Annotated in this window: 10 protein-coding genes; 6 read left to right on the top strand and 4 right to left on the bottom strand. The window is 42.7% G+C overall.

The genetic code is table 11. The annotated features are described in order from the left end of the window. Positions 1–13 precede the first annotated feature (13 nt). Positions 14–442, top strand: a complete 429-nt coding sequence (locus IEX80_RS25775; RefSeq protein WP_188834609.1) for a hypothetical protein — start codon at positions 14–16, stop codon at positions 440–442. On the opposite strand, the gene IEX80_RS25770 is transcribed toward IEX80_RS25775, so the two are convergent. The 4 genes from IEX80_RS25770 to kbl form a co-directional block, all read right to left on the bottom strand. Continuing rightward, positions 439–1,020, bottom strand: coding sequence for a TetR/AcrR family transcriptional regulator (locus tag IEX80_RS25770; RefSeq protein ID WP_090534155.1), 582 nt, complete (start codon positions 1,018–1,020; stop codon positions 439–441). The two genes, IEX80_RS25775 and IEX80_RS25770, sit on opposite strands and share 4 nt — an antisense overlap. Beyond that, on the bottom strand, positions 1,020–1,433 hold the full coding sequence (locus IEX80_RS25765; RefSeq protein WP_090534154.1) for a Rieske (2Fe-2S) protein: 414 nt from the start codon (positions 1,431–1,433) through the stop codon (positions 1,020–1,022). The genes IEX80_RS25770 and IEX80_RS25765 overlap by 1 nt, the downstream gene beginning before the upstream one ends. Beyond that, the gene (pheS, locus tag IEX80_RS25760; protein ID WP_188834608.1) at positions 1,430–2,464 is read right to left on the bottom strand and encodes a phenylalanine--tRNA ligase subunit alpha; all 1,035 of its coding nucleotides are present in this window, start codon (positions 2,462–2,464) and stop codon (positions 1,430–1,432) included. Before pheS ends, IEX80_RS25765 begins: the two co-directional genes overlap by 4 nt. Before the next feature lie 113 nt (positions 2,465–2,577). Then, the gene (gene kbl, locus IEX80_RS25755; protein ID WP_176622301.1) at positions 2,578–3,768 is read right to left on the bottom strand and encodes a glycine C-acetyltransferase; all 1,191 of its coding nucleotides are present in this window, start codon (positions 3,766–3,768) and stop codon (positions 2,578–2,580) included. Positions 3,769–3,898: 130 nt separating this feature from the next. Between kbl and IEX80_RS25750 the strand changes: the two genes are divergently transcribed. The 5 genes from IEX80_RS25750 to IEX80_RS25730 all read left to right on the top strand — a co-directional run bounded on the left by IEX80_RS25750 (position 3,899) and on the right by IEX80_RS25730 (position 15,267). Beyond that, positions 3,899–6,379, top strand: coding sequence for a DUF5686 and carboxypeptidase regulatory-like domain-containing protein (locus tag IEX80_RS25750; protein ID WP_176622303.1), 2,481 nt, complete (start codon positions 3,899–3,901; stop codon positions 6,377–6,379). 168 nt (positions 6,380–6,547) lie between these two features. Next, positions 6,548–7,504, top strand: coding sequence for an oxygen-dependent tRNA uridine(34) hydroxylase TrhO (gene trhO / locus IEX80_RS25745; protein WP_188834607.1), 957 nt, complete (start codon positions 6,548–6,550; stop codon positions 7,502–7,504). Positions 7,505–7,606: 102 nt separating this feature from the next. Next, positions 7,607–10,501 (top strand): triple tyrosine motif-containing protein, encoded by a 2,895-nt coding sequence (locus IEX80_RS25740; protein ID WP_188834606.1) that lies wholly within the window; start codon positions 7,607–7,609, stop codon positions 10,499–10,501. A gap of 249 nt (positions 10,502–10,750) precedes the next feature. Beyond that, positions 10,751–13,774: a SusC/RagA family TonB-linked outer membrane protein gene (locus IEX80_RS25735; RefSeq protein WP_188834605.1), complete on the top strand. Its 3,024-nt coding sequence runs from the start codon at positions 10,751–10,753 to the stop codon at positions 13,772–13,774. 11 nt (positions 13,775–13,785) lie between these two features. After that, positions 13,786–15,267, top strand: coding sequence for a RagB/SusD family nutrient uptake outer membrane protein (locus IEX80_RS25730; protein ID WP_188834604.1), 1,482 nt, complete (start codon positions 13,786–13,788; stop codon positions 15,265–15,267). Positions 15,268–15,358 lie beyond the last annotated feature (91 nt).

Below are 15,358 nucleotides of genomic sequence, written 5' to 3'. Positions count from 1 at the left end.
AGTTTTATCTCTTATGAAAAAGACCGATGAATATATATTGGGTAGAATAAAATGGAGGTTCGATAAATATGAAGTTTCGAACGACTACACATTTTTTTTCGATGAGCTTTCTGAATCAATAAAAGCGTACTTGAAATCTAATTTAAAAGAAGATTTAAGCGGAATTCCGGTGCTTTTCTTTACGAAACCTTCAAAACAATGGACATTACTTTGTACCAGACAGGTGGTAGGTTATAGTGGGGAAAAGATCTTCAGGATCGATTTTAAGGATATTAAAAAAATAGAAGCTTTTCAAACCAATAGAAACAAGATCAAAACAGAATGGGATAAGTTATCCATTTTTGATAAAGAGGGTAACTGCCATATTTTACATACCGGTAACGGATATGCTCATACTGCCTTGCATAATATTCTGTTAATGGTTGAGCCTTGGGCTGATTAAACCGAAACCGCAGCCTTAACTAAATAAGGCAAAATCTCTTTCTGAAAAGAAACAAAATTCTTGCGCACGTCCGAATCACTTACCGAAGTAAATGCAAAGCTAAACACGATGCTTTTACTGCACTTGATCAGGAAGCGTAAGCGCTGTTGGTAAGTTTCGTGCTTGCGGATGCCGGGCAATTGGATAAACGATGCCATGAGCAGTTCTTCCAGTTCGTTAGATAGGTTCTTTAAAAAATCCTGTGAGTTAGTTGACTCGCGGATGAAATCCCAGCCGATAAATTCATTACAAACGGTGTAGGAGAGGCGGCAGGTTTTCATAATGAGGTTATTGAGATAAACCTCTTCATCAATATCATTCCAATTGCTTTGTACCAGGTCGTCAACACTGGCTTTGATGTAGTCCATCAGCAGTACGTGTAATACGGCCTCCTTGCTATCGAAGTATTTATAGATGGTTGCCTTGGCAATTTTTGCCTTTTTGGCAATCTCGTTAACACTGGTTTTATGGTACCCGAATTTGCGGAAAAGTTCCTGTGCTGCCCGCTTAATGCTGTCTTTTATTTTATCGGCTTCCATTAATTAGTTACTTGAATTTCAAACTGGGTAACAGCTACCCTATAGGTTCTTAATGCCTTTGTGGCCGGGGCTTTTACCGGTGTGCCATCTTCAAGGCTAAACTTTGAACCGCTGCAGGGATCGGTTACCGTAAAGCCTGTATTGTCAATTGTTACGGCGCATTTTTTTTCGGGCTGATAGCTGCTACACCGGTCGTAGGCCGCATAAGTGCCGTTCACTTTACGGTAAATGATCAATCCGGACACACCATAACCATTAACGGCCACCGCGCCGCCCGCAACGTTAAGGGGGCTCAATGCCGGTGTGCCCAATGCGGCCTGGAAATTAACAGGTACACTCGGTACATTATCGGTTGCTTTTCCGCACGAAAAGCAACCGATAACTACCAATAATATTATAGTGAGTTTCCTCATAACATTTCAGTTTGGAACTGTTTAAGGAAACGTACATCGTTTTCTGAAAACAGGCGCAGGTCGCGGATTACATATTTTAAGTTGGCGATACGCTCCATACCCATACCAAAGGCAAAGCCTGTATATTTTTTACTGTCGATACCGCAGTTTTCCAAAACGTTAGGATCAACCATACCGCAGCCTAAAATTTCCACCCAGCCACTGTGTTTACACATGTTACAACCGGCACCGCCGCAAATGGTACACGAAATATCCATCTCGGCTGATGGCTCGGTGAACGGGAAGTATGACGGACGGAAACGTACCCTTGTACCTTCGCCATAAAGCTCCTGCACAAAGTGGTAAAGGGTTTGTTTCAGATCAGAGAAAGATACATTCTCATCAACATACAAACCTTCAACCTGGTGGAAAAAGCAATGCGCGCGGGCCGAAATAGCCTCGTTACGATAAACCCTGCCCGGCATAATTGCACGGAACGGTGGTTTGCCGGCTTCCATCATCCGTACCTGTACCGATGAGGTGTGGGTACGCAGCGCAATATCATCTTTACCATTATTCTTTTTAATAAAGAAGGTATCCTGCATGTCACGTGCCGGGTGCTCTTCGGGGAAGTTCAGGGCCGAGAAATTATGCCAGTCATCTTCAATTTCCGGACCTTCGGCAACAACGAAGCCTAAGCGCTTAAAGATATCGATGATCTCGTTACGCACCAATGACAACGGATGGCGTGAGCCAACAGTAAAGCCATCGCCGGGTAAAGTAAGGTCAAGATCATTGCCTATGCTTTGCGTGCCTGTGCCAATGTTTTCCTTCAGCTCGTTATACTTAGCCTCGGCCAGTTGTTTAAACTCGTTAAGTACCTTTCCGAAAGTGCGTTTCTCTTCCGGACTAACGCTTTTAAACTGCTCAAAAAGGTCTTTAATAATACCCTTGGTGCCTAAAAATTTAATACGGAACGCCTCCAGTTCATCAGCATTAGCTGGCGAAAAAGCATTGATCTCGGCGGTATATTGGTCTATCTGAGCTTGCATTATAATGTATTGTTTGTAATTCTTTTTGTTGTTATCTCTGCTCCCTGATTATTGGTGGCTAAGGAGATAGCTGTTATAGATTGATATTTGTGCGCAGGGCAGCAAATATACGACTATTTAAGCACTCCCAGTTCCTTACCCACCTTAGTAAACGCTGCAATAGCTTTATCCAAATGGTGCATATCATGCGCTGCCGAGATCTGTACCCTGATCCTTGCTTTACCTTGCGGTACTACCGGATAGTAAAAGCCTATTACATAAATACCTTCGTCAAGCATTTTTGCAGCAAACTCCTGGGCCAGCTTGGCATCATATAACATAACCGGGACTATAGGATGCACGCCGGGTTTAATGTCAAAACCAGCTTCGGTCATTTTTTGACGGAAGTATTGCGTATTGCTTTCCAGTTTGTCGCGAAGCTCTGTGGTTTCGTTTAACATATCCAGTACCGCAATTGAAGCACCGGTAATTGCTGGTGCCAAAGTATTTGAGAACAAATACGGGCGTGAGCGCTGGCGTAGCATATCAATAATTTCTTTACGACCAGATGTAAAACCACCCGATGCGCCACCCAAAGCTTTACCTAATGTACCGGTGATGATATCAATCCTTCCCATCACATTATGATGTTCATGCGTACCGCGGCCATTTTTGCCCATAAAGCCCGAACAATGGCTCTCATCGATCATGATCAGCGCGTTGTATTTATCGGCCAGGTCGCAGATCTTATCTAACTGGGCAATGGTGCCGTCCATGCTGAAAGCGCCATCGGTAACGATGATTCGATGACGCAGTTCCTGCGTAGCTTTTAATTTTTCTTCCAGGTCGGCCATATCATCGTGCCTGTAACGGTAGCGCTGGGCCTTGCAAAGGCGCACACCGTCAATGATCGAAGCATGGTTCAGTTCGTCAGATATAATAGCGTCCTGATCGTTAAATAAAGGTTCAAACACGCCGCCGTTGGCATCAAAAGCCGCAGCGTAAAGTATGGTATCTTCAGTGCCCAAAAATTCAGCTATCTTTTTTTCAAGCTCTTTGTGTATGTCCTGTGTACCACATATAAACCGTACAGACGATAAACCGTAACCATGCGTATCCATGGCATCTTTGGCGGCCTGTACCACTTTGGCATTACCCGATAGGCCGAGGTAGTTATTGGCGCAAAAGTTAATTACTTCGGCACCGCCCTGAACAGTAATATCTGCGCCCTGGGGCGAAGTGATGATCCGTTCCTTTTTGTATAACCCGGCATTTTCAATTTCGGTTAACTCCTGTTGCAAAACCGGCTTTAGTGTGTTGTACATAGCATGCGTGTTTTAAAGAGGGCAAAATTAAGCATTCGCGGGCATTTGATAAGGTTTATTAAACCTTAAATAATTATTAAGTAGATAATAAAACATTTTTAAGCTCTAAAGTATTACGCATAAGTAACATATGAGAAAATATATACTACTATTGGCCATTGCTTTAAGCGTAATAACGGCCTCCGCGCAGCAATCGCTTTTGACAGGAAAAATAACCGATAAGGATGGACAGGCCATTCCTTTTGTTTCTATTTATATCCGTAATTCCACCTATGGTACTACCGCCAACGAAAACGGAATTTACCAGTTTAAACTTGCTCCCGGTACCTATAATGTCATATATCGCTATGTTGGATATACTGAAAAGATAGAGCAGGTCACCATAACAGATCAGGATCAGGAACATAATGTACAAATGGCCGATGAAGTATTTGCCACCAACAGGGTAGCCGAAACCTATCGTAAAAACCGGGATGCTGCCGATACCATCATGAAGCAAGTGCTGAAAAAGCGCAAATACTATATTGAGGAGGCCACTTCATACTCCTGTGCTGTTTATATCAAAGGTGTACAAAAATTACTGAGCGTACCTAAATCATTGTTGGGCCAGGAGGTAAGGAAAACGCTCGATTTGGATACAAACGGTAGGGGGATACTCTACCAGTCCGAATCAATATCTGAATACAATTTTCAAAAACCAAACAAGGTACGGGAGATTACTATCGCCAACCGGATGGCTGGCCAGAATACAGCATTTGGCTACAAAAAGGCATCTGATCTACAGGCTAATTTTTACCAGAATGTATTTACTATAAACGGGTTAGCTACCCGTGGCTTTGTTTCTCCGGTTGCTTCATATGGTCCCAGGTTTTATAATTACAAATTGCTTGGAACCTCAGTTGAAAATGGCCATACCATCCACAAAATCCAGGTGATTCCGAAACGCGGGCATGGTCAGTATTTTCAGGGCGATATTTATATTGTTGACGGCGACTGGCGCATTTACAGCGTTGACCTGTTTGTTGAAAATAAAACGAGCAACCTCAATCTGGTTGATACATTAAAGATCAGGCAGCAATACGTAGCCATAACCGATAGCGTATGGATGCCTGCATCAACCCAATACAGTTTTAAAGGGGCCGTCTTCGGATTTAAATTTGGCGGATATTATGCGGCTGTTTATAATAACTATAAAATCAACCCGACATTTCCTGATAACTTTTTTACCGGTGAGATCCTGAAAATTGATACGGTAGCTAATAGTAAAAAGCCGGGCTACTGGGCCGATGCGAGGCCCATACCCTTAACTGCTTTTGAGGATCGTGATTACAAAAAAAAGGATGCCTTTGAAGAATATAAAAAGACGGATACTTATCTGGATTCGCTTCAGCATCATAAAAATCATATCAACTATCCTGGCTACCTGATTTTTGGTTATGCTGCCAGCAATAAAAGCAACAGGGATTCATTGTATATTTTTCCGTTTATACAAACCTTTTATTACAACACGGTTGAGGGCTTTGGCATTAATGCAAAGGTAAGCTATATCCGTACCATTGATGATTTTCATTCATTGACAATTACACCCGCCTTGCGTTATGGTTTCTCTAACAAAATCTTCAGCGCCAACATAGGTTTTGAGTATAAGAACGATCCTTTCCATAACGCTAAGTTTTATGCTGATTTTGGCAGCGATGTGCTTGATCTTAACAATGTAGGCACGCGTTCGTTATATTTCAACACGCTGAGTACGCTTCTGAGCGAAAATAACTATGTTAAATATTACCGAAGCCATTATGGCGATTTCGGCTATCAGCGCGAAGTGTTAAACGGCGTGTTTTTAAAAGGAGGTTTGTCGTATTCAAGTCGTTCGCAGCTTTACAATACGTCTTTTAGCAAGATAAAGGATATTAAAGATCGCCAGTTTACATCAAATAATCCATTAGCTCCGCCGGGTACTCCGGCTGATGACCATTCCTTTTTGTTTCCTGACAATCAGGCGCTTGTATTTAACGCGTCGGCTACTTTTACTTTTGATCAGCGGTACGAAACCCGGCCCACCGGCAAGTTTAACCTGCCGTCAAAATATCCAACCTTAACGGTAAACTACCGTAAAGGGTTTAAAAATATCATCGGCTCGGATGTAGATTACGATTTTGCCTCTGTCGATCTTTCGCAGGACCATATCCGTGTCGGTCTTTCGGGCTATTCATCATTTAAAGTATCGGGCGGAGGCTTTTTCAATAACAACAACCTGTACTACATGGATTATAACCACTTTTTAGGTAATCAGGGTACCACTTTTGATCCTACCTATGTAGGTAGTTTCCACTTCCTGCCTTTTTATACCTATAGTACCAACGGTGCGTTTTTAGAGGCGCATTACCAACATAACTTTGCAGGTTCACTATTTAATCATATCCCGCTGTTAAGAAAGTGGAAGCTTGAAGAAATTATCGGTGCCAACTACCTCACCACGAAAAATAACCGCAATTACCGCGAGTTTTACGTAGGCGTACAGCGCCTAATTTTCCGTGTTGACTATGGTATCTCCTACGCCGGCGATAAAAAATACATCCAGGGCTTCAGGATCTTTTACGGGATAAGGTAGGGGAGTCCGGAAGTCGGAAAGTCCGCTTAAGTCCGAAAGTTTTTGCTCTTGATTTAATGGTTGACTTCTTACTTACGGACTTTCTGACTTCAGACTTTCGGACTACGAACAAAGTTCGTATCTTTGCGCCGCTCATTTAACACTGTTTGCAGCAGTATCAATGATTTTATGAAAATGTATAATACCCTACTATACTATTGTTATTCGACAATAGCTAATGCGGAGCAATTTGCTGCCGATCATTTAAAATTTTGCAAAAGCTTAGGTTTAACCGGGCGCATTATTGTGGCCGATGAAGGGCTTAACGGTACTGTTTCGGGTACTGTTGAGGCATGTAAAACTTATATGGATACTGTACACGCCGACGAGCGTTTTGCCGGTATCGACTTTAAAATTGATGAAGTAGATACGCCTTCCTTTGTAAAAATGCATGTGCGTTATAAGTCAGAAATTGTACACTCAGGTCTCCGTGACCCTAATGTCATCGACCCTAAACAAAAAACCGGCAAACACCTGGAGCCAAAAGAGTTTTTGGCTATGAAAGACAGGGACGATGTTGTTGTTTTGGATGTGCGCTCAAACTATGAACACTCGTTAGGCAAGTTCAAAAATGCGGTAACCCTTGATATTGAAAACTTCCGTGATTTTCCGGCAATGATCAATGAGCTGGCGCAATATAAGGATAAAAAGATCCTGACTTATTGCACCGGCGGCATCAAATGCGAAAAAGCATCGGCCTTATTGTTGCACGAAGGTTTCCCCGAAGTGTACCAGTTGCATGGCGGCATCATTAAATATGGTAAAGAAGCCGGCGGCGAGGATTTTGAGGGCAAATGCTATGTATTTGATAACCGCCTTTCGGTTGATGTAAACACCGTGAACCCGGTTGTTATTTCAACCTGTTTAAATTGCGGCAAAACCACACCAAAAATGATCAATTGCGCCAATCCCGAGTGCAACGAGCATTTTACCCAGTGCGATGAATGCGGAACCGCTATGGACGGCTGCTGCAGCGATGCTTGTAAAGAGCATCCGCGTAAACGGGTTTATGATGGTACCGGGTATTATGTAAAAGTACCTCAACCGGTAAATGTGAGTAAAAACAAACTGCAGCCAATAGCATAACAGCTGTGGCACAATTAATTATATAAGGCTTATCCTCAAGGGTAGGCTTTTTTATTTTGTCGGGTACAAACACTACTTTAGCAAATTGAGCCGCTACATCCTATGCGTAAAACCTTGTGTATTATTATCGTTCTTGCTTTTATATCGGTTTGGCCGGCCTGGTCGGTAGATATTAAGAGCGTAGGTGTTCCGTATGTGCAAAATTATACCAAGGCGCTTTACCAGTTTGGTAACCAAAACTGGTCGGTAACGCGCGATGAGCACGATATCATGTACTTTGGTAATGCCGAAGGCCTGCTCACCTTTGATGGTAAATACTGGCAGCAGTACCACATGCCTAATGGTTTAATTGTACGCTCAGTTAGTGCTGATGGCAAGGGCAGGGTGTATGCCGGCGGATACGGTGAGTTTGGCTACTGGCATAACGATGGTAAGGGCATTTTAAAATACACCTCACTCGTTAACCTGGTACCGAAAAACTTTTTACCGGTAACCGAAGAGATCTGGAAAATATATTGCGATAACAACAGGGTGCTTTTCCAATCATTCGGGGCTATCTATATTTATTCGGCTGGTAAAATTGAAGTGGTAAAAACACATGAGCCGTATTTGTTCCTTTTTAAATGTGGTAGCCGCTTTTTTGTAGAGCAATTAACAAAAGGGCTTTTTGAGCTTAAAGGTTTAAAGCTTGAATATATTGAAGGCAGCAGTATTTTAGGCGCAAGTGGTGTGTTATCTATTTTGCCATTTCAACAGGGTAAATATCTCATTGGTACGGCAAAAAATGGTTTATTTATCTACGATGGTAAAACAGTTAAGCCATGGGTGAGCCAGGCAAATGATTTTTTAAAAACCTACCAGCTGAATAACGGCGCGGCCATCGCCGATAAGTATTTCGCCTATGGTACCATTCTTAATGGTATTGTGATAGTTGATACTGCCGGTCGTGTAGTGCAGCATATCAATAAAGCCAGCGGTATGCAAAACAATACCGTATTAAGCCTTTATACCGATGCCAGCCAAAACCTTTGGGCAGGACTTGATAATGGTATCGATAGAATTGAGGTTAACTCGCCTTTGTATTTTTATTTCGACAAAACGGGCAAATTCGGTACGGTCTATTCCAGCATCATTTTTGATAAAAAGATCTATCTCGGCACTAACCAGGGCTTGTTTTACAGCGATTGGCTGCCTGATAGCCATAACAGCCCATTTCAAACCTTTGATTTTAAGCTGATCCCCGGCTCGCAGGGGCAGGTGTGGGATTTGTCCTTACAGGATAACAGGTTGCTTTGCGGCCATAACGACGGAACTTACCAGGTAAACGGAGCTTCCATAAAAAAGATCTCGGATGTGACGGGCGGATGGACTATTAAGAAAATGGCCCCCGATATGCTCATGCAGGGCACTTATACCGGCTTGGTGATCTACCGGAAAGATGCCGCGGGCAATTGGCAATTCAGCTATAAATTAGCCGGTTTCAGTGAACCTTCACGCTATGTTGAACGTGATGCCAAAGGTCAAATTTGGGTAAGCCACGCTTATAAGGGTATTTATAAACTCACTTTAAGCGCCGATCAGCGCACTGTGGTATCGCACGTTTATTACGACCAAAAACATGGTTTGCCGGGTAGTTACAACATTAATGTATTTGATCTCGATAGCCGCACGGTTTTCTCGTCAGATTTGGGTTTTTATATGTATGACGATATTACCGACAGGTTTTATAAATATCAGCAGCTTAACAGCAAACTGGGCACATTTGCCACCTCAAGTAAGATCATTAAGGCTATAGGTAAAAAATACTGGTTCATTAACCAGGGCAGGGTTGGTTTGGCCGATATGTCTGTTACCGGGAAGCTAACCATCGATACCAACAGGTTTTCTATCCTGAACGGACAGATGGTACAGCATTATGAAACCATTAACCGTATCAACAACTCAACCTATTTGATAAGTGTTGATGACGGGTTTGTGATATTAAACGATGCAGATGCCCAACTGCCCAATAGGATCAAAATACCTGATGTTTTGATCAGGAGGATAGAGAATGTTACCGATAAGGTATCGTTGATAACTGAAGCAGCAGAACAGAGTAACAATATTGAGGTTCCTTACGCCGAAAACAACATCCGCATAAGCTATTCTTTGCCTTACTATACGCAAGCCAAAATAAGGTTTCAGTATTATCTGGAAGGTTATTCGCATCAATGGAGCGAATGGACGCCGCAAAGCCAAAAAGAGTTTACCAACCTTAACCAGGGTACCTATAGTTTTAAGGTGAGGGCTAAGGTGAATGATCAGTACCAATCTGCTGTTTCAACAATAACTTTTACGGTATTGCCGCCATGGTATGCCGGAAAAATAGCGCTGGTGTTTTATGTGTTGCTGGCTGTATTGCTATTTTATGTGATCAGGTATTACTACGGGCTTAAATTGAAAAAACATCAGCAGCAGATTCAACAAAAGCTGCAGAAAGAGAAGGAAGAATTTTTGAAGCAGGAAGCTATAGCCAATGAGCAGCACATCATCAATATAAAGAACGAGCAGCTGCAAGCCGACCTGGCCAGTAAAAGCCGTGAACTCGCAAATTCGGCCATGAACATAGTTTACAAAAACGAGCTGCTGCAAAAGATAAGCGACGAGCTAACTCACCTCAAAGGAGAAGATGGTAAAAAGCTGGCCGACGAACAATTGCGCCGCATCCAGAAAGTGATTGATGAAGGTATGAGCGATGAGCGTGACTGGAACATATTTGAAACCAGTTTTAATGAAGCGCACGAAAATTTCTTTAAAAAATTAAAAGCCGGTCATCCGGACCTTGTACCCAATGACCTTAAATTATGCGCTTACCTGCGCATGAATATGAGCAGTAAGGAGATGGCATCGCTGCTCAATATTTCATTGCGGGGTGTCGAAATTCGTCGTTACCGGCTGCGTAAAAAGCTAAATCTGGAGCATGACAAGAATCTCACCGAGTTTCTCATCGAGCTTTAACACTACATCATTACCTCTCATTGTGTCAATTTGAGGTATTAACTGCTTTGCACATTGTGTAGTAGTATTGATGCTCTTAACTCGTTGTTAAATAGTTTGTTACGCTTGGTAAAAACATTTCTTGAGAAAGTATTCTTATACAGATGTATTAATGTTGAGTTACAATATTTGTTAAAGGCTGATTATCTGTACAGCTTTGCAAATCAATAAACCAATTATTTTTTCAATCCGTATTATTTATTAACCACTATGAAAAGAATATTTACTATTTCAGGGTTGATGTTGTTACTGTTGTTTTGCTATGACGCGGCGTTTGCACAAAACGTTACATTAAAAGGTAAAATAACTGACGGAAAAACAGGCGAAGCTTTAATAGGTGTGTCTGTTTCAGTTAAAGGAACAACTATAGGTACCCAAACAGATGTAAGCGGAGCTTTTACGCTCAAGGTCCCTGGCAATGCAACTTTATCAATTGCTTATATAGGTTATGCCACCCAAGAGGTTGCTGTTAACGGGCAAACAACCATAAACGTAGCCTTGCAGCCGCAAACCAACGAATTGCAACAGGTAGTTGTTATCGGTTATGGTACGCAGCGAAAGCTTGACGTAACCGGTTCGATAGCTACTGTTAAAGGCGCCGATGTTGCCAAACAAGCTTCACCTAACGCATTGAGCGGTTTACAGGGGAAAGTATCAGGTGTACAAATTACCAATAATGGTACGCCGGGTAAATCGCCGGATATTACTATTCGTGGTTTAGGTACTATTTATGGTAATACCAAACCGCTGTTTGTTGTTGACGGCGTTTGGTATGATGATATCAGCTTCCTTAACCCGCAGGATATCGAGAGCTTCAGCATTTTGAAAGACGCGTCAAGTACAGCTATCTACGGTATCCGTGCAGCTAACGGTGTAGTTTTGATAGGTACTAAACGTGGTACAAAAGGTAAACCGGTTATTAATTATAATGGCTATGTAGGTTTGCAGGCTGTTACCAACCAGGTAAAAATGGCAAATGCCAATGAATATGCCACTGCGGTAAATGAGCTTTCGGCATTAAATGGTGGCGATCCGATATTCAGCAATCCTTCATCATACGGTAAAGGAACTGACTGGTATAAACAAATATTGCGCAAGGCATTTACTACAAACCATGAGGCTTCAATAAGCGGTGGTACCGATAAGTATACTTACAACTATTCGTTTGGTTACCTTAACCAGGATGGATTAGCCAAAACCAACAATTATCAGCGTTACACCGTTCACTTGTCAAATGATTTTAAGCCAACTAAAAACTTAAAATTCGGTTACACTGCAAGTGGCCTGTCTGATGTATCGCGCGATGTGAATGGCGATATCTTTCACCAGTTATTTGGCGCGGCCCCTACACTACCCGTACGCAAAGCCGATGGCAGTTATGGCGATCCTAACGACTATGGAACCGGCGATGGTAATAACTATAACCCGCAGGCTACTATTGATTTCTTTAATCAGCGCACAAAAAACAAGCGTTTTACTTATAACGCTTATGGCGAAGTTACCTTCCTTAAAAACTTCAAATTTAAGTCGAGCTTTGGCGGCGATATCAGCCAGAATGAAGTACGGGGATATTCTCCTCAATACTTTGCTACCTTAAAACAACAAAGTAATAAAACCAATCTGGACATCAACCATACTGATGTACGTAACTGGATCTGGGAAAATACATTAACCTATGATGTTAAAATAAAGGATCATAAAATTACAGCCCTGGTGGGTTACAGTGCTCAAAATTACCGAACTAAACAAATAGATGGTAAGGCCGATAATGTTCCGTATGTAAAAAACGGCAGTATCAGGAGTTCATTTCCGGATACCGCCAATATAAATTTCTTTCCAACTCCCGGCAGTCAGGCTCACAACCGCGCATTATCACAATTTGCACGTGTCAATTACTCGTTTAAAGACAGATATTTGTTGAACGCCTCCATTCGTCATGATGGTGCCTCGCAGTTTTATGGCCAGCATACTTATGGTAATTTCCCGTCAATTGGTGCCGGTTGGGTAATTACCAACGAGGATTTTATGAAAAATCAGAAGGTATTCAGTTCATTAAAGGTTCGTGGAAGCTGGGGAAAGATAGGCAACTCTGGTGTGCCTATTAACCCGACAGTACAAGTTATTGCCACCGACCCTTACCTTACTGGCTTATTTGGTAACCCGCTTAAAACTTATCCGGGTGCAAGTATTAACTCCATAGTACCTCCATCTATCGTTTGGGAAAACACTGCGTCGTCAGATTTTGGTATCGAGGGCGGCTTGTTTGATGGCAAACTTACTTTCGAAGGTGATTATTACGATCGTAAAACTGAACATGCTATTTTCGCAATTCCAGTGGCTGGTTCATTAGGTACAAGTAACAGTTCATTGATAGGTAACCAGGCAACTATCCAGAATAAAGGTTGGGAGTTTTCATTAGGATGGAGAGATAATCCGTCAAAGGATTTCACTTATAGTATCAGCGGTAACCTCGGTATTAATACTAATAAGGTCCTTAATGTAATAACCGGCCAAAACCCGATTTATGATGGTGGCGAAGGTATTGCCAACGGCGCATTGGCTACCCGCACCGTGGTTGGCCAGCCGATAGGCCAGTTTTATGGCTACAAAGTAACAGGCATTTTCCAAACAGCACAGCAGGTTGCCGCCTCAAAACAACCAGGTGCTGCCCCTGGCGATTTCATTTACCAGGATACCAATAACGATGGCATATTGGATAGCCGCGATCGCGTTGCACTGGGTAGCCCGCTGCCAAAATACAACTATGGTATAAACACCTCTTTCACCTATAAAAACTTCGACCTTGCATTAGATTTTCAGGGCGTTGCCGGTGTAAGTGTTTATAATGCCAATATCGCTTACCGTTTCGGTAATGAAAACTTCACGCAAGACTTTTACGAACACCGCTGGCATGGAGCAGGTACTTCAAATACCTACCCTTCAGTAAACGTCGGTAAAAACAGCAATGCCGCCCCTAACTCTTTCTATGTTGAAAGCGGTGCATACTTCAGGATGAGAAATGCACAGCTGGGCTATACCATCCCTGGGAACTTCCTGAAGAAACTGAATATTTCAAAAGTCAGGATCTATGCAAACGCACAGAACGCCATCAACCTGTTTGGTTACAAAGGCTTCTCGCCGGAGATTGGTGGTGATGTAGGCAGCCGTGGTATTGATGCAAGTGTGTATCCGTTGTTTGCTACCTATAATTTTGGTGTTAACGTTACTTTTTAATCAATATAAAGATGAAAAATAGTACAAAATATTCGCGTAAGGTCGTTGCTTTAGGTCTTATCGCTTCAATTATATCGTTTCAAAGCTGTAAAAAAAGCTTCTTAAATGTCGATCCGGCTCAAAATACTGCGGCCACCCAGTTTTTCAAAACCCAGGATGATGCCACAAAAGCGGTTAGCGCCATGTATGCTAACCTGCGCGAGTGGAACAACATCGCCTTTGCACCTATTGCTGTAGAGAGCATGGGTTCTGACGATGTAGAAAAAGGCAGTACCGCCAGTGATGCCACTTTCTTTAATGACTATCACAAATTTACCATTACTGCGGGGGATGCCCAACTGGGTGGTTTCTGGAAAGGTCAGTACCAGAACATCAACTTTGCTAACCAGATCTTGACCAACGTGCCTGGTATCACCATGGATGAAACTTTAAAGGCAAGGTATCTGGCCGAAGCTAAGTTTATCAGGGCATATTCATATTTTAGGTTGGTTAGGGCTTTTGGTGATGTGCCATTGCGCTTAACCTTACCTAAAGATGCATCTGAATATAATTTGCCGCGTACAGCAAAAGCACAGGTTTGGGCTGCTATTGAAACAGATTTAACCGATGCCGCTAATGTATTGCCGCAAACTTACAGCTCTGCCGATATCGGTCACGCTACAAAAGGTGCCGCTATTGCGTTGCATGCAAAAGTTGCTATGTACCTGAAAAAGTGGAGCGATGTATTGAATTACACCAACCAGGTAATGGGCATGGGCTATTCGTTGTTTCCAAATTACGAACAAATGTTCCGCACCAATCATAAAAACAATCAGGAATCGATATTTGAAATCCAGTGCGCATTGATCCCTAATAATCCGGATGCGTCAAACTCACAATATTCGCAGGTACAGGGTGTACGTGGCGTTACCGGTGGTGGCTGGGGCTTTAATGTGCCAAGTCCGGAGCTGGCGGCAGCTTATGAAACCGGCGATCCGCGACGTGACGCTACCATCATTTTCAGGGGCGAAACGACGCCTGAAGGTGATAAGATCCCGGCAACAGGCGATAACCCGATGTATAATCAGAAATCGTATGTGCCTTTCAGCCTGTATGTATCAGGCTTTAATGAAGGTTGTCAGCAAAATAAAATTGTTTTACGCTATGCGGATGTATTGCTGATGAACGCCGAAGCTAATAACGAGCTTGGAAATTCTGCTGCTGCGTTAATTCCGTTGGAGCAGGTTCGCGCCCGTGCCCGTGCAGGAAACAATGCTATTTTGCCAAAAGTAATTACAACCGATCAGGCAACCCTTCGTAAAGCTATATACCAGGAAAGAAGGGTTGAACTGGCTATGGAATTTGAACGTTATTTCGACGTGATCCGTCAGGGTAGGGGTACCGAAGTTTTTGGCTCACGCGGTTGGAAAGCCGGCAAAAACGAAGTTTGGCCGGTGCCACAAAATGAAATTGACCTGAGCGGTGGCGCATTAACACAAAACCCTGGTTATTAATTAGCCAATAAAATACACACAGTTGATTGATGATGAGGTTGCCTTGTTGGGTTTAACGGGCAACCTCTCTTTTTTTAATGAAAACCCTGTT

It is taken from the genome of Mucilaginibacter rubeus, assembly GCF_014643835.1.
GTDB lineage: Bacteria > Bacteroidota > Bacteroidia > Sphingobacteriales > Sphingobacteriaceae > Mucilaginibacter > Mucilaginibacter rubeus.
This window is presented reverse-complemented; position numbering and strand designations above follow the sequence as displayed.